This window comes from Pseudomonas sp. zfem005 (genome assembly GCF_032621735.1).
Classification (GTDB): domain Bacteria; phylum Pseudomonadota; class Gammaproteobacteria; order Pseudomonadales; family Pseudomonadaceae; genus Metapseudomonas; species Metapseudomonas solani.
The window spans coordinates 222,266-236,341 of sequence record NZ_JAVYJE010000005.1 but is presented as its reverse complement, the minus strand read 5'-3'; the positions used below and the strand labels follow the sequence as shown (position 1 = coordinate 236,341).

Sequence of the window (14,076 nt, the reverse complement as noted above, 5' to 3'; positions counted from 1 at the left end):
TCAATTATCCACAGCCTCCCGCGCACCGATCATGGCGCCTTCACAGACGAGGAGCGGGAGATGACCATGCACAAATGGGCGCGCGAGATGCTGGATCGGGAGCTGGCGGTGGCCGGCGCGGCGGGGATGGACGAGGCGTTGGCGCTGCGAGCGCTGCTCAGCGAGGTGGTGGAGCGCAGCAAGGCGGTGCGGCCGATCGAGGACCTGGCCCAGGAACTGTGCTTCCTGGCCGACAACCTCGATGACGACCGCGACTACGCCTTCATGCGCCCGTGAGGCTCAGTGACCGCGCTCGGGCAGGTCACTGGAGAAGAGATCGTCTTCCTGGATGTCGCCGGGGATCGCATGTTCCTCGGCGGCCCAGGCGCCCAGGTCGATCAGCTTGCAGCGCTCGGAGCAAAAGGGACGGCTGGGGCTCTGTGGGCCCCACTCGACGGGGGCGCCACAGGTGGGGCATTCGACGGTCATGGGTTGGCTCATGCTTGGCCTCCGCGCAGGGTCAGGTAGAAGGCGTGCAGGCGTTCGACTTCGCGCTGCAGCCATTTCAGGTCACGGTCGTTGACCAGGACGTCATCCGCCGCTTCCAGGCGTTTTTCGCGGCTGGCCTGGGCCTTGAGGATGGCGCCGACCTGTTCTTCGGACACCTGGTCCCGGGCCATGGTGCGCTGGATCTGCACCGCTTCCGGTGCGTCGACCACCAGCACGCGCTGGGTCATGCGGTGCTGGCCGGACTCGATCAGCAGCGGCGAGACGAGGATGGCGTAGGGCGACTGGGCGCTGGCTAGGTCGCGGACGATCTCCTCGCCTATCAGTGGGTGCAACAGGTTTTCCAGCCAGCGGCGTTCTTCCGGGTGTTCGAAGATACGCTGGCGCAGTGCTGCGCGATCGAGCTGGCCATCGGCCTGGAGAACGTCGCTACCGAAGTGCTCGGCGATCTGCGTGAGGGCGGGGCGGCCAGGCTCGACCACCCAACGCGCCGCATGGTCGGCGTCCACCAGGTGCACGCCGAGGTTGCCGAAATGGGAGGCGACGGCGCTCTTGCCGCTGCCGATGCCGCCCGTAAGGCCAAGGATCCAGGGTTTGTTCATCAGAAACCGGCGAAGTGGAGATAGGTCCCGGTTATTTGATCACCCCAGAGCAATGCAATCCAGCCGGCAATGGCCAGGTAGGGGCCGAAGGGGATGGGCGTGCTGCTGTCCGCGTCGCGCAGCTTGAGGATGATGATCCCCAGTATCGCGCCCACCAGGGACGACAGCAGGATGGTCAGCGGCAGCACCTGCCAGCCACCCCAGGCGCCGATCATCGCCAGCAGCTTGAAGTCGCCGTAGCCCATGCCTTCCTTGCCGGTCACCAGCTTGAACACCCAGTACACCGACCACAGGCTGAGATAGCCGCCCACCGCGCCCCAGAGCGCATCGCTTGGTGTGGCGAACATGCCCTGGTTGTTGAGGATCAGCCCGAGCCACAGCAGCGGCAGCACGAGGGAATCCGGCAGCAGCTGGTGGTCGACATCGATCATGCTCATCGCCAGCAGGCCCCAGGTCAGTATCAGGAACGCCCCAGCCTGCCAGGTGAAGCCGAAATGCCAGGCCACATAGGCCGACAACAGGCCGCATGCCAGTTCCACCAGCGGGTAGCGCTTCTTGATCGGCGCCTTGCACGACGAACACTTGCCACCCAAGGCCAGCCAGCTGACCACGGGAATGTTCTCCCAGGCCTGGATCTCGTGGCTGCAATGGGGGCAGCGCGAGTTCGGCAGGATCAGGTTGAAGGTATCGCCTTTGGGCTCCGCCGGAAGCTCCAACGCCTCTCGCGCCTGCGCCTTCCAGTCACGGAACATCATCACCGGCAAGCGGTAGATGACGACGTTGAGGAAGCTGCCGACGAGAAGGCCGAGGAGGAAAATGCAGAAAACAAAGGCCGGCAAATTGCCGGCCAGGAAGTCGATGACTGTCACTTATCCCACTACCGAACCGAGCGTGAAGATAGGCAGGTACATCGCGATGATCAGGCCACCGACCAGTACACCGAGGACGGCCATGATCATGGGCTCCATCAGGGTGGTCAGGTTGTCTACGGCGTTGTCTACCTCTTCCTCATAGAACGAGGCGACCTTGTCCAGCATGCTATCGAGAGCGCCAGATTCCTCGCCAATGGCTGTCATCTGGATAGCCATGGACGGGAATACACCGGTGGTGCGCATGGAGAAGTTCAATTGCATACCGGTGGATACGTCTTGCTTGATCTTCCCAACCGCATTCTTGAACACGACGTTACCTGTGGCGCCGGATACGGAGTCCAGCGCATCTACCAGCGGAACGCCTGCTGCGAATGTGGTAGAGAGCGTACGGGCATAGCGTGCGACTGATGACTTGTAGACGATGTCGCCGACAATCGGCATTTTTAGAACGCCCCTATCTACAGCGTCGCGGAATTTTTGCGAGCGCTTATAGAACTGACCGATGCCAAATATAGTGCCGAAGGTGGCTATCAGTATGACAAACCACCAAGTCTGAAGGGCTTCAGAGAGGTTCACCACCATTTGGGTAAAGGCCGGCAGTTCTGCGCCAAAGCCTTTGAAAACGTCCTTGAACTGTGGCACGACCTTGATCAGCAAGATGGCTGAAACGATGACCGCAACGACCAAGACCGCGATCGGGTAGGTCATGGCCTTCTTGATCTTGGCTTTTAGCTGTTCGGTCTTCTCTTTATAAGTCGCGACTCGATCCAGAAGTGTTTCCAGCGCACCAGACTGCTCACCGGAATCGACCAGGTTGCAATACAGCTCATCGAAATGCATCGGCTTCTTGCGTAGGGAGTTGGCGAAGCTGTTACCCGCCGCCACCTCTTGCTTCACCTCGTCCACCAGCTTGCGCATGTTGGGGTTTTCGAAGCCTTCACCGATGATGTCGAAGCTTTGCAGGAGCGGAACGCCGGCCTTCATCATCGTGGCCATTTGCCGGGTGAACAGGGCGATATCCAACGGCTTGATCTTCTTGCCAGCGCTGAAAAGGGATGCCGCCTTTTTGCGTACCTTGAGCGGGTTGATACCCTGCTTGCGGAGCTGTGCTTTAACCAGCGCTGGGTTCATGCCGCTGATTTCACCAGTGACCTTGGTACCTTTCTTGTCGGTGCCTTCCCATTTGAAGACACTCGATTTTTGTGCTTTTTCCGCCATGGATTAGTCCTTGGTCACGCGGTTGACTTCCTCGAGGCTGGTTACGCCTTGCATGGCTTTCAGCAGGCCCGAGTTGCGCAGATCGTTGAAGCCATCTTTACGCATCTGCGCGGCGATATCGATGGAGTTACCTTCCTCCATAATAATGCGCTGCAAGGCCGGCGTGTTTTTAACCACTTCATAAATACCGACCCTACCTTTGTAGCCGCCTTTGCAATTTTCGCAGCCGGCCGGGCCGAAGATCTTAAATGTGCCGATTTTTTCCTCGGGGAAGCCTTCTTTGAGCAAGGTTTCGTGTGGGACTTCAACCTCTTTTTTGCAACTGCTGCATAGTTTTCGGGCGAGACGCTGGGCGATGATCAGGTTGACCGATGTGGCAATGTTAAAGGCCGGTACGCCCATATTACGTAAGCGTGTAAGGGTTTCCGCAGCGCTGTTGGTGTGCAGCGTTGACATCACCATGTGACCCGTCTGCGCCGCCTTGATGGCGATTTCGGCAGTCTCGAGGTCACGAATTTCGCCGACCATGATCACGTCCGGGTCCTGGCGCAGGAAAGCCCGAAGAGCTTGGGCGAAATCCATACCCTGACGCGGGTTGACGTTGACCTGGTTGATACCTTCCAGGTTGATCTCCACCGGGTCTTCAGCTGTTGAAATGTTGATGTCGACGGTATTGAGAATATTGATGCCGGTGTAAAGCGAAACCGTCTTGCCTGACCCCGTAGGGCCCGTCACAAGGATCATGCCCTGAGGTTGTTTCAGTGCACTCAAATAGAGTTCTTTCTGTGTTTCTTCATAACCCAGCGCATCGATACCCATCTGCGCGCTGGATGGGTCAAGAATCCGCATCACGATCTTTTCACCCCAGAGAGTGGGGAGCGTGTTGACGCGGAAGTCGATGGCTTTGGTTTTGGAAATTTTCATCTTGATCCGGCCGTCCTGGGGCTTACGACGTTCGGAAATATCCAGGGCTGCCATGACCTTCAGGCGCGCGGAAATACGGCTGGCCAGTTGGATCGGTGGGCGCGCCACTTCGTGAAGGATGCCATCGGTCCGCAGCCTTACGCGGTACGAGCGCTCGTAGGGCTCGAAGTGCAAGTCGGAGGAGCCGCCCTTAATGGCGTCCAGCAGCATTTTATTGACGAAGCGTACGACGGGAGCATCATCGGCGCTCTCACCTGCACCGCTGTCTTGTCTGTCGTCGTCGACCGCCTCTATATCAACGCCGTCCAGATCGACGTCACCGAGGTCCTCCATGCCAGAGCTGGCGCTATCGAAGAATTTGTCGATGGCATCGCCCAGCTTGTCATCCTCGACCAGAATCGCCTCTGTAGTGAGGCCTGTGCTGAACTGGATATCAGTCACAGCCTGGTGATTGGTGGGGTCTGAAACTCCAACGAATAGCTTGTTACCTCTACGCCAGAGGGGTATCACTCGATGCTGGCGGAGCAGCTTTTCACTAACCAGGTCTTTTGGCTGTCCTTCCTTGTCTATGGCGCTGAGGTCGAAGAAAGCGACGCCAAACTGCTCTGCTGATAGCTCTGCAATGGCTCTGCTTTTAACCAGCTTGTTCTGGACTACATAGGTAACCAGCGAAAGCCTGTTCCGCTGTGCTTGTTGCTGAGCGTTCTGCGCACTTTTCTCATCCAGTAGTTCAGCGAGGACCAACTGGCGTGCAAGACCTGAGAGGGTGGGCGAGTCATTCATGGCAGTTCGCTTTGTAATCGTGTTGGGAGCCCCATAGCGTAGGCAACACTAGTGGGGAATAGCTAGTAGATAAAAAAGAAGGCGCCGAGGCGCCTTCTTTCCAAGTGTACTTTAGATTACGGGGTGTCGCCCGAGCAGTTGCGCGGACGCAGTTCGGTTGCAAGGCCAGCGCTGCTGGTGCAGCTCCAAACGCCACTCGCAGTGCGGGTCAGGCGGAGCGCCTGGTTGGTGGTGCGGGGGCCGGAAACGCCGAGAACGCCAAAGTTGAACTGCAGAGAACCAGCGCCGTTAGCGGCGAAGCTGGCGGGGAAGCTGATGGAGCCCAGGGGGCTTGCAGTAGCGGAGCTGCCCAGCATGGCGAGGGTGAAGTCAGTGGTAGAGGCACCACGGGCATAGGCATCTTCAACTGCAGTCTTGAGCGGAGCAAGAGCGGCCAGGCCACTGGCTGCTTCAGAACGTGCAATGTAGTTCTGGTAGGCCGGAATGGCGATGGCAGCGAGGATGCCGATGATCGCAACAACGATCATCAGTTCGATCAGGGTGAAGCCTTTCTGTGCTTTCATTCGTGGATCTCCAAATGTGGTGTTTACGGCTGCACTCGCAGCTGACATTCTTCTAAGCAATTCCCTTGCCAGATTGCCAGGACCGCATTTTTTGTGGGTGCTGGCATGCTGGCTCAACTGCTGTACTGACAAAAAATGTCAATGAGTCCCTAAGAATGCACCTGAACTCAAGCGCTCGCCCAATCTTTGCATTAGCGGTGGTTGCCGTTGGCCTGGCTTTCTGTATACCTCTACACCTCTACCCCTTCCCCAATTATATTGAGGAGCTGTTGGTCACCTTGGGGGTATTCGCCTGTTCGGCATGGTTAATGTGGCAAAGGGTAGATCTGAAGTTTTCCGTATGGTCCGGCCTTTGGCTTATTTTGGGAGTGATGTTCATTGCTTCGGCCCTGACACAAAGTGCCTCATTCGCTGCTTTCAAGCTGTTCTATATTTTTTTCTGGTTCGTTGGGGCCTTGGCGCTACTAATCAGTGAGCAGGTGGACTGGGACGATCATGGTGTTTCCGACGTCTTGGCAATGGTGTTGCTTTATTCGGCCCTGGTGTGTGCGGTGGTTGGGCTGCTGCGTCACTTCGATCTGCTCTGGCAGGATGTTACGATTTTTATTCCCATGTACCGATCAGAGCGGATGATGGGGCTTATTGGGCATAGCAATTACTTTTCTTTTGTATGCCTTGTCGGTGTTTTGTCGGCTGCCTGGTTGTTTCAGCGTGGCAAGTTGGGGATGTTTGGGGTTATATCGTCTGTCACGATTTTTATAATTTGTATTGTCTTGACATGGACTCGCTCGGTAGTCGTTGCCTGGTTTGTACTGGCTCTGCTTTTGTCGCTGCAGTTCAGACGGCTCAATGCCAGTCGGTTCATGCTTGTGGTTTTGCTTGGCTTGGCAGCATTGGCTCTGCTACAGCCTTTTGGTAGCTTGCTGAGTCAGTTGTTGGGTGGTGGAGCGGCAAATGTTGTCGTTGATGACAGGCTGGCGGCATTTGGTGGCAAGGGGGGGGACAGTTCTGGGCGCCTCAGGGAATGGGTTATCGCTTGGCAGGTGTTCTGCGATCATCCATTTTGGGGGGTGGGTATTGGCAATTATGGGGAAGCAGCTTTTGCGAAGCATATCGAGTTAGGTGTTCTCTCTCCGGCTGGCTTATTTACACATTCCCATAATTTGTTACTGCAATTTCTTGCTGAGTTGGGTGTGTTTGGCGGGCTGTGGCTTTTGCTTTTTTTCACCTTGGGTGTGCGGGGGTGGTGGCGTGCGGCTGCGGATGTGCAGCGTGTGCTTCCAGCATCGATATTGTTGATTTTTAGTGTGTACAGTTTTTTTGAGTTCCCTTACTGGCTCATGCATTTCTTCGTCTTGAATTTGCTTGTTTTGGGGGCGTTGGGTGGAAAAAGAGTTCAAGTGGACTTGACGTTGGGAAAGGTTTTCTCGGGTATTCTGGTTTTCGTTTTTTTTGCAACATCCATCGTGTATGTGCCGCTTGTCGAGCGGTTTTACTGGTCTCTGAACCAATACTTGGTTCGAGCGCCTACTGACATAAATCAGTATGTCTTTGTCGATTCGCTCATTAGGGATCCTTTGATGGAGCCTTATGGGTATTTGGTTTATATCGCCAATTTCGAGGTTTCTCCCAAAACGGCTCAGCAGGAATTGCCGGTGCTTGAGAAGCTCCGGCGTCACCTCCCGTTCGACAGCGTTTTGGCGCGGCTTGCGGTTTTGCAGTTCGCAACTGGACGTACGGCCGAGAGTTTGAAAACTATTGAGGACATGCGGATCTACTATGGCGATGAGACTGTGAGGAATTTCTTGTCACAGCTTGAAGAAGTTGAGCGCGCATTCCCTGATGTTGATTTCTCGGCTCTATCCAACGCAATGGAGCAGTGATTGCCTTCCGCGAGGGGGAGTGCTAATTTCCGCCCCGCCGCCGGTGTAGCTCAGTAGGTAGAGCAGCGCACTCGTAACGCGAAGGTCGCAGGTTCGATTCCTGTCTCCGGCACCAGCTCAAACGAAAAGCCCCGCTTCTGCGGGGCTTTTTGTTGGGCGCTATATAAAGGAAAGGATCAGATGCTCAGGCGCATCGACAGGTCGACGGCCCTGACGTCCTTGGTCAGGGTGCCGATGGAGATGTAGTCGACGCCGGTCTCGGCGATGGTGCGCAGGGTGGTGTCGTTGATGCCGCCGGAGGCTTCGAGCTTGGCGCGGCCGGCGGTGAGGGTGACGGCGGTGCGCATGTCGTCGAGGCTGAGTTCGTCGAGCATGACGATGTCGGCGCCGGCGACCAGGGCCTGGTTCAGTTCGTCGAGGCTTTCCACTTCGATCTCCACCGGCTTGCCGGGGGCGATGCGGTGGGCGGCGGCGATGGCTTCGGCGATGCCGCCGCAGGCCGCAATGTGGTTTTCCTTGATGAGGAAGGCGTCGTACAGGCCGATGCGGTGGTTATGGCCGCCGCCGCAGGTGACGGCGTACTTCTGCGCCAGGCGCAGGCCGGGCAGGGTCTTGCGGGTGTCGAGCAGTTTCACCTGGGTGCCTTGTACCAGCTCCACGTAGTGGGCCACGCGGGTGGCGACGCCGGAGAGGCACTGGAGGAAGTTCAGTGCGCTGCGCTCGCCGCTGAGCAGGGCGCGGGCGGGGCCTTCGAGGTGGAACAGCGGCTGGTTCGGCTGCACCTTGTCGCCATCGGCCACCTGCCAGTGCACGGCCACCCGTGGGTCGAGCTGACGGAACACCGCGTCGACCCACGCTGTCCCAGCAATCACGGCGGCCTCGCGGGTGATGATGGTGGCGTGCGCGAGGCGCTCTTCGGGGATGAGTTGGGCGGTGATGTCGCCGCTGCCGATGTCTTCGGTCAGTGCCCGGCGGACGTTGGCTTCGATCTCCGCGCTCAGGTCGGCGAGTTTCAAATTGGGCATGGGAGGCTCCGCTGCAGAATGGCGCGATTATAGAGGCAGGCGACCGCTGGTACAGCGCTGGTGGCAACTGTCTTGGGCTTTCTGCTAGATATTCAGGGGATGGGACGGTCTGTCAGAGGTCGTCCCACAAAGGGTTGGGACATCTGTGACGTATTTCATGTCTGGAGGAAATCTCCCCTTGGTTGCGACGAGAGTATCCCTATAATGATTCTGACTTTCTCTATTTGACGCCAGAAGCTTGACGTTAGGGATAACTCCCCGTTTATAGCTGTGCAGCCAGCGAAGCCCACTAGATCGGACGCTGGTTGCGGGAGATTCACTATGCAGACCGACGCGAACGTGGTGCCCCTGAACAAGGGCGCCTCCGAGCAATCGCCAACTTCGCCGGTAGGAAGGCTGCCCGTGGCACTTATCCAGGTGCGCGACAAGGCTGCACAACAGCTGAAGCAAGCGCTGCAGGCGCTGTTCGACAACGCGGACGACACCCTCTTCCAGATGGCCGACCGTGCGACCAGCAACGCCGAGCAGAACGCCTTCTTCGAGGCAATGCGCGACTTGCGCCTCAAGCGCAAGAGCATCGAGCGCGGCTTCCTGCAAAAAGTGTTCGAGACCTTCGCCAACCTCAACCAGTACGAGATCGGCAAGGCGCCGGTGCTGGATGCGGTGTCGTTCGAGAGCCTGAGCCTGGTGCAGAACGACGAGCTGGAAGAGTCCGTCGCCCTGGATGCCATGGTCGCCAAGGTGATGAGCCGTGACGGCGTCGCCCTCGGCCACCTGACCACCCGCCTCAACACCCTGGTCACCAAGAAGATCGAGGACAAGAGCAACCCGCTCGGCCCGCGCGCCCTGTGCGAAGCCTTCCTCGACGCCTGCCGCAGCCTGGGCGTGGAGATCAAGGTCAAGCTGATCATCTTCAAGCTGTTCGAGAAATACGTCCTCAGCGACCTCGACCAGCTCTATGCCGAATCCAACCTGGCGCTGATCACCGCCGGTGTGCTTCCCGAACTCAAGTCCGCGCCACCGGCCCGTCGTCCCCAGGGGCGCACCCCGGGTGCTGCCCGCTCCGCACAGGCCGCCGCAGGCGGTGAGGCGATGGGCGATGGCGCCTACGCCGACGAGGGCGTGCAGGAAGTTTTCGGCGCACTGCAGGAATTGCTCTCCCAGGTCCGTGGCTCCGGCGGCGGTGTGGGAATGGGCATGGGCGGCCAGCGTCGCGAGATGCCCGCCGATGCGGTGCCCATCACCAGCAACGACCTGATGCGCCTGCTTTCGCACCTGCAACAGCATCTGCCCATGCAAAGCGCCGGCGATGTTGACCTGCGTTTCCAGCTCGACAACCTGCTCACCCGCGCCAGCGCCAAGAGCGGCAAATCCCGTGTCGTGGGCCAGGTGGACGACGACGTCATCAACCTGGTGTCGATGCTTTTCGAATTCATCCTCGACGACCGCTCCCTGCCGGATTCGCTCAAGGCCCTGATCGGCCGCCTGCAGATCCCGATGCTCAAGGTCGCGGTGCTGGACAAGACCTTCTTCAGCCGCGGCAGCCACCCGGCGCGCCGCCTGCTCAACGAAATCGCCTCGGCGGCCATGGGCTGGAACGAGCAGGACGATGTCCAGCGCGATGCCCTCTACCAGCGCATCGAACAGGTCGTGCTGCGCCTGCTGAACGATTTCGTCGACGACCCGACCATCTTCTCCGACCTGCTGTCCGACTTCCTCGCCTACACCGGCGACGAGCGCCGTCGCAGCGACCTGCTGGAACAGCGCACCCGCGACGCCGAGGAAGGCCGCGCCAAGGCCGAGCTGGCCCGCCAGCAGGTCGAGCAGGCCCTGAACGAGCGCCTGCTGGGCCGCACCCTGCCCGAAGTGGTGGTGCGCCTGCTGCAGGAAGCCTGGAGCAAGGTCATGCTGCTGACCTGCCTCAAGCACGGCGTCGATTCCGAGGAATGGCAGGCCACCCTGTCGACCATGGACGACCTGATCTGGAGCGTGGAGTCCCACGAAGCGCCCGAGGCACGCATGCGCCTGCTGGAGCTGGTGCCGGGGCTGCTCAAGGCCCTGCGCGAGGGGCTGACCAGCGCCGCTTTCGATCCCTTCTCCACCAGTGAATTCTTCAGCCAACTGGAAACCCTGCACGTGCAGGCCTTCCAGCGCTTCAAGCGCGTCGAGCCGGAGCCGGTCAGCGTGCCGGCAGCGACCGAGGGGGAGGGCGAGAGCCTGACCGCAGAAGTCGAAATGCCTCTGCTCGACCTGCCTGCCGACCTGGAAGTGGGCATGCCCGCCGAAGCGCCGACGATGGTCGAAGTGGTCGAGGAGATCGTCCTGCTCGCCCCCGGCGAAACCCGTGCGCCCGAGCCCGATGCCGCCCTGCCGGATGACGACGAGGCGCTGGGCCATGTCGATAACCTGCGCGTCGGCAGCTGGGTCGAGTTCCAGGAGGACGAAGAGCACAAGGTGCGTTGCAAGCTGGCGGCGATCATCAAGCCCACCGGCAAGTACATCTTCGTCAACCGCACCGGCATGAAGGTGCTGGAGAAGACCCGTATGGGCCTGGCCGTGGAGTTCCGTCGCCAAGCCATCCGCCTGCTGGACGATGCCCTGCTGTTCGACCGCGCGCTGGAATCGGTCATCGGTAACCTGCGCCGCCTCAAGGGCGCCTGAGTCATCGCTCCCCTCACGACGCCCGGCTTGCCGGGCGTCGTCGTTTCCGGGCCTTGGCCCTGGGCGCGGCCTGCTCTAGAGTGTCCGCCAACCAAGGAGCCCTTCATGCAGCCGGACCCCGCGACAGGTTGGTGCCAAGGCGCCCGCCACTGCCCCTCGCCGAATTTCAATGCCCGCCCGGAGGGGGAAATCTCCCTGCTGGTGATCCACAACATCAGCCTGCCGCCCGGGCAGTTCGGCACCGGCAAGGTCCAGCAGTTCTTCCAGAACTGCCTGGATGCCGACGAGCATCCCTACTTCGCCGATATCGCCGCCATGCAGGTCTCGGCGCATTTCCTCATCGAGCGCGACGGTGCCGTCACCCAGTTCGTCTCCTGCCTGGAGCGCGCCTGGCACGCCGGCAAGTCCTTCTTCGCCGGCCGTGAGAACTGCAATGACTTCTCCCTCGGCATCGAGCTGGAAGGCACTGATGACCAGGCCTATTCCGAGGCCCAGTACGCCGTGCTCGGCCAGCTCGCGCGGGGCCTGCTGCGCGCCTACCCCGGCATCACCCCGGCACGTATCCAGGGGCACAGCGACATCGCGCCCGGGCGCAAGACCGATCCCGGCCCCGCATTCGATTGGGCGCGATTCCGCGCCAGCCTGCTCGACAAGGAGGTACACCCATGAGTTTCCTGGTTCTCCTGCTGGTGCTGTGGGTGGAGAAGTTCTCCAGCCTGCGCCAGCGCATCCAGCAGGACGGGCCCTGGCTCCGCCAACTGGCCCGTCTTTCCGCTAACCCGCGTCTGGCCGGCCGCCCCTGGGCGGTGCTCGGCCTGCTGGTGGTGTTGCCGCTGGTGCTCCTGGCCCTGGTGCTGATGGCGCTGCAACCCCTGGCCTATGGCTGGCTGGCCTTGCCGCTGCACCTGTTGGTGGTGATCTACGCCCTGGGGCGTGGCGATGTGCAGGCGGACCTCGGTTCCTTCCGTGATGCCTGGCGCCGGGGTGACGTACAGGGCGCCTACCACGTTGCCGAGCGTGACCTCGGCCTGGAAGTGGAGGAGGGCGACGACCTGCTGCTGCGGGTCCAGGGCCACCTCGTGTGGCAGGCCTATCAAAGCTTCTTCGCGGTGATCTTCTGGTACTTCCTGCTCGGCCCGGTGGCTGCCCTGGCCTATCGCCTCCTGGCGCTGGCCGCCGACCACGCCGAAGAGCCCGCCCTGCGTGAGCGCGCCGCGCAGATGCGCCACGCCTTCGACTGGCTGCCGGTGCGGGTACTGGCGGCGAGCTTCTCGCTGGTGGGTAATTTCGTCGCGGTCAGCCGTGTGCTGCTGCACGAGCTGTTGAACTGGGATATCGCCGCCGAGCGCTTCGTGGTCATCGCCGGGCGTGCTGCCGGTGAGTTGCCGGACGACACCGCGGGCGAGGCGGGTGTGGCCAGCCTGGATGCGCTCTGGCACCTGCTGGTACGTGCCGCCGTGCTCTGGTACGCGGGCTTCGCGGTCTGGACCCTGCTGTTCTGACGGACGGCCGGCGGTGCAATACCGCCGGTCCGCCGCTACCGTTTTTGCTCCTGCTCAGGGGGCTTTCTTAACCTTAAGTTACAGAAACTTCCGCCGATATCAGGTACACAGTTCTTGAGCCTCGCCAGCTTTTTCGTGAAATGCGTCACGATTATTGTTCGGCATTGGTAGTCCTTATCTGTCATCCACAGGTCGGACAATCTGGGACGGCCGCACTGCCAGATGCGATCCTTGGCCGCCCCCGAGGCGACCCATAAGAATAATTAGGAAACAGGAGACGTCTTGTGAAGACCGTGTTGTATCCGGCCATCGCGCTGATGAATCGCCTCAGCTTCGGCATGAAATTCAGTCTGATCAGCGTGTTGTTCTTCCTGCCCATGCTGGTCACCAACTTCTACCTGGTGCGCGAGTCCTACGAGCAGTTCGTCAGTACCCGCTCCGAGCTGGAAAGCCTCGACCTGCTGGGTACCAGCCAGGGCATCCGGCGCAACCTGGAAAACCTCAACGACCTGGTGCTGATCAACTCGCTGATCGGCCAGTCCGGCCAGGCCGGCGACCTCGACACGCGCATCGGCAAGCTGGAAAAGGACCTCACGGGTGCCCTGGAGAACCTCGCCCCCGTCACCTCCGAGCCGGAGCAGGTCACCGAGTTCAACAACAAGCGCGAAGAGATGCTCAAGGGCCTGCAGGCCGCCGAGACGGAAACCTCCCTGCAGAGCAAGAGCGCCATGATCGAGAAGCAGCTGGGCAATGCCCAGGTGTTCATCAAGCTGGTCGCCAGCCAGGCCGGCCTCAGCCAGGACAGCCAGCGCGACGTGCGCCAGGTGGCCGAGCTGGTCACCGGCGTTACGCCGACCGTCACCGCCGCCATCAGCAAGGGCCGCGCCATCGGCGCCTATTCCCTGGGCCAGGGCTTCCTCAACTCCGCCGCCAGCACCAAGCTGGACGAGCTGCTGCTGGAACTGGAGAAGATCGGCTCCGAGTACGGCCTCAAGGTCCAGGACGCGCTCAACGGCAACCCCCGCGCCCAGGCCGCCCTGGGTGACCTGGCCACCGCCAGCCGTGAAACCCTCAAGCAGAGCGCCACCCTGTTCGAGGACCAGGTGATCATGGCCGACACCCTCGACACGCCCTGGCCGCAGTTCTACGACCAGGTCACTGCGCAGATGGACAAGACCTACCAGCTCAACGACGCCGCCCTCGGCCTGCTCAAGAGCGAGCTGGAGAAGCGCCTCGGCGAGAAGCGCGCACAGACCGTGCTGCTGGTCGTCGCGCTGGTGGTGGTGTTCCTCGCCATCGTCTACCTCTACAGCGGTTTCTACGTTTCCACCCGCACCACCCTCAAGAGCCTGGGCCGGGTGATGGACCAGGTCGCCGCCGGCGACATGACCGTCAGCTTCCGCGCCCAGAGCAAGGACGAGCTCGGCGAACTGGGCCAGGTGTTCAACGGCACCGTGGCGAAGATCCACGACCTGATCGAACTGGTCGGCCAGACCGTCACCGAGGTCGAGCGCCAGGCCGGCCGGGTGCAGAGCGTGTCCGAAGAGAGCAACCAGG

Annotated in this window: 12 protein-coding genes, 1 tRNA gene and 1 pseudogene; 7 read left to right on the top strand and 7 right to left on the bottom strand. The window is 60.6% G+C overall.

Translation table 11 applies throughout. The features are described 5' to 3' along the window. The first annotated feature begins 60 nt into the window (after window positions 1-60). The gene (locus RTW82_RS13290) at window positions 61-276 is read left to right on the top strand and encodes a hypothetical protein (protein ID WP_173173309.1); all 216 of its coding nucleotides are present in this window, start codon (window positions 61-63) and stop codon (window positions 274-276) included. A 3-nt stretch (window positions 277-279) separates the two neighbouring features. Here the strand turns inward: RTW82_RS13290 and yacG are convergent, their stop codons facing one another. The 6 genes from yacG to RTW82_RS13260 form a co-directional block, all read right to left on the bottom strand. Then, entirely contained in the window at window positions 280-480 is a 201-nt protein-coding gene (yacG, locus tag RTW82_RS13285) for a DNA gyrase inhibitor YacG (RefSeq protein WP_111263622.1), read from the bottom strand. After that, on the bottom strand, window positions 477-1,088 hold the full coding sequence (gene coaE, locus RTW82_RS13280; protein ID WP_173173307.1) for a dephospho-CoA kinase: 612 nt from the start codon (window positions 1,086-1,088) through the stop codon (window positions 477-479). Before coaE ends, yacG begins: the two co-directional genes overlap by 4 nt. Next, window positions 1,088-1,957 carry an A24 family peptidase gene (locus RTW82_RS13275; RefSeq protein WP_316925362.1) on the bottom strand — a complete coding sequence of 290 codons (870 nt, stop codon included), beginning with the start codon at window positions 1,955-1,957 and terminating at the stop codon, window positions 1,088-1,090. Before RTW82_RS13275 ends, coaE begins: the two co-directional genes overlap by 1 nt. After that, on the bottom strand, window positions 1,958-3,178 hold the full coding sequence (locus RTW82_RS13270; protein ID WP_316925361.1) for a type II secretion system F family protein: 1,221 nt from the start codon (window positions 3,176-3,178) through the stop codon (window positions 1,958-1,960). Between the two features lie 3 nt (window positions 3,179-3,181). After that, window positions 3,182-4,885, bottom strand: a complete 1,704-nt coding sequence (pilB, locus tag RTW82_RS13265; RefSeq protein ID WP_316925360.1) for a type IV-A pilus assembly ATPase PilB — start codon at window positions 4,883-4,885, stop codon at window positions 3,182-3,184. 116 nt (window positions 4,886-5,001) lie between these two features. Further along, complete coding sequence (locus tag RTW82_RS13260) at window positions 5,002-5,448, bottom strand: pilin (protein ID WP_316925359.1); 447 nt, start codon at window positions 5,446-5,448, stop codon at window positions 5,002-5,004. Window positions 5,449-5,603: 155 nt separating this feature from the next. Here RTW82_RS13260 and RTW82_RS13255 point away from each other — a divergent pair, with 155 nt between their 5' ends. Beyond that, a complete protein-coding gene (locus RTW82_RS13255; RefSeq protein ID WP_316925358.1) occupies window positions 5,604-7,331 on the top strand; it encodes a PglL family O-oligosaccharyltransferase in 1,728 nt (575 codons plus the stop codon). 39 nt (window positions 7,332-7,370) lie between these two features. Next, window positions 7,371-7,446: transfer RNA gene (locus RTW82_RS13250), tRNA-Thr, on the top strand. Between the two features lie 61 nt (window positions 7,447-7,507). Here the strand turns inward: RTW82_RS13250 and nadC are convergent. Beyond that, window positions 7,508-8,356, bottom strand: a complete 849-nt coding sequence (gene nadC / locus RTW82_RS13245; protein WP_316925357.1) for a carboxylating nicotinate-nucleotide diphosphorylase — start codon at window positions 8,354-8,356, stop codon at window positions 7,508-7,510. A 321-nt stretch (window positions 8,357-8,677) separates the two neighbouring features. On the opposite strand from nadC, the gene RTW82_RS13240 reads away from it, so the two are divergent. The 4 genes and pseudogenes from RTW82_RS13240 to RTW82_RS32175 form a co-directional block, all read left to right on the top strand. Then, entirely contained in the window at window positions 8,678-11,017 is a 2,340-nt protein-coding gene (locus tag RTW82_RS13240; RefSeq protein ID WP_316925356.1) for a DUF1631 domain-containing protein, read from the top strand. A 105-nt stretch (window positions 11,018-11,122) separates the two neighbouring features. Beyond that, the gene (gene ampD, locus RTW82_RS13235; RefSeq protein WP_316925355.1) at window positions 11,123-11,686 is read left to right on the top strand and encodes a 1,6-anhydro-N-acetylmuramyl-L-alanine amidase AmpD; all 564 of its coding nucleotides are present in this window, start codon (window positions 11,123-11,125) and stop codon (window positions 11,684-11,686) included. Next, complete coding sequence (ampE, locus tag RTW82_RS13230) at window positions 11,683-12,519, top strand: regulatory signaling modulator protein AmpE (RefSeq protein WP_316925354.1); 837 nt, start codon at window positions 11,683-11,685, stop codon at window positions 12,517-12,519. The genes ampD and ampE overlap by 4 nt, the downstream gene beginning before the upstream one ends. Before the next feature lie 317 nt (window positions 12,520-12,836). Beyond that, a pseudogene (locus tag RTW82_RS32175) lies at window positions 12,837-13,976 on the top strand (HAMP domain-containing protein); the annotation flags it as partial. Window positions 13,977-14,076: the final 100 nt, after the last annotated feature.

What these genes read in the sequence shown, in the direction of transcription:
- RTW82_RS13255 (WP_316925358.1), top strand. Translation starts at nt 5,604, where the DNA reads ATGCACCTGAACTCAAGCGCTCGCCCAATCTTTGCATTAGCGGTGGTT.
- nadC (WP_316925357.1), bottom strand. Translation starts at nt 8,356, where the DNA reads ATGCCCAATTTGAAACTCGCCGACCTGAGCGCGGAGATCGAAGCCAAC.
- RTW82_RS13270 (WP_316925361.1), bottom strand. Translation starts at nt 3,178, where the DNA reads ATGGCGGAAAAAGCACAAAAATCGAGTGTCTTCAAATGGGAAGGCACC.
- ampD (WP_316925355.1), top strand. Translation starts at nt 11,123, where the DNA reads ATGCAGCCGGACCCCGCGACAGGTTGGTGCCAAGGCGCCCGCCACTGC.
- RTW82_RS13260 (WP_316925359.1), bottom strand. Translation starts at nt 5,448, where the DNA reads ATGAAAGCACAGAAAGGCTTCACCCTGATCGAACTGATGATCGTTGTT.
- pilB (WP_316925360.1), bottom strand. Translation starts at nt 4,885, where the DNA reads ATGAATGACTCGCCCACCCTCTCAGGTCTTGCACGCCAGTTGGTCCTC.
- coaE (WP_173173307.1), bottom strand. Translation starts at nt 1,088, where the DNA reads ATGAACAAACCCTGGATCCTTGGCCTTACGGGCGGCATCGGCAGCGGC.
- ampE (WP_316925354.1), top strand. Translation starts at nt 11,683, where the DNA reads ATGAGTTTCCTGGTTCTCCTGCTGGTGCTGTGGGTGGAGAAGTTCTCC.
- yacG (WP_111263622.1), bottom strand. Translation starts at nt 480, where the DNA reads ATGAGCCAACCCATGACCGTCGAATGCCCCACCTGTGGCGCCCCCGTC.
- RTW82_RS13290 (WP_173173309.1), top strand. Translation starts at nt 61, where the DNA reads ATGACCATGCACAAATGGGCGCGCGAGATGCTGGATCGGGAGCTGGCG.
- RTW82_RS13240 (WP_316925356.1), top strand. Translation starts at nt 8,678, where the DNA reads ATGCAGACCGACGCGAACGTGGTGCCCCTGAACAAGGGCGCCTCCGAG.